Here is a 555-nt window from a genome sequence, read left to right as displayed (position 1 = left end):
AACCCTATCTGCCAAAGGCTTCTTCATGTTGCCTTATGGCACATGAAGATTGCCTCCGAGGTAATCAATCATGATCGATCAAATCGAAAAAGCTTTCTATGAATATCAAACCGCTCTGAATGTTCAGAATGTTGCGAAAGAGATAGATTCTGAAGTAGTTGAACTTCAGTTTTCCGGTTCCGATACTTATCAAAATCTTGAAGCTTATTTAAGCGAACGTAGATTTATTCTGCAAAAACTGAACCTTGATGATTTTAGCGATTCAACTGTGTACAAACGTGCCTGGTTGACTGATCGCGTTATCATTCATGCTTGCCTTTATCCGCAGACTAGAACTGTTGATCTTACTTTCTTTATGGTCAGTAAATCAGCGTTACTACATCTCGATATCGAGACTGTAGTTCTGCAATACAGGAAACATTTAGCCGATATGGTTAAGTGATCACAGGGGATTGAGCTTATGCTCAATCCCTTTTTTTTTATGTGCAGGCAAGGACAAAACAGGAAGGTAAGAGAAAAGGAGTGATTAACTGGAGGGGTCGTTTGTCGCTTCTT

General features: G+C 39.6%; 1 protein-coding gene. It reads left to right on the top strand.

Features of this window, described 5'->3' with window-relative positions:
• Positions 1 to 70: 70 nt before the first annotated feature.
• Entirely contained in the window at positions 71 to 442 is a 372-nt protein-coding gene (locus MKP05_RS21535) for a hypothetical protein (RefSeq protein ID WP_053389858.1), read from the top strand.
• Positions 443 to 555 lie beyond the last annotated feature (113 nt).

Source organism: Halomonas flagellata, assembly GCF_022487945.1.
Classification (GTDB): Bacteria; Pseudomonadota; Gammaproteobacteria; order Pseudomonadales; family Halomonadaceae; genus Halomonas; species Halomonas flagellata.
The sequence above is the reverse complement of the archived record's forward strand: the minus strand, read 5'-3'. Positions and strand labels throughout refer to the sequence as shown.

Excerpts from the sequence above, each read along its gene's own strand:
- MKP05_RS21535 (WP_053389858.1), top strand. The coding sequence starts at position 71 with ATGATCGATCAAATCGAAAAAGCTTTCTATGAATATCAAACCGCTCTG.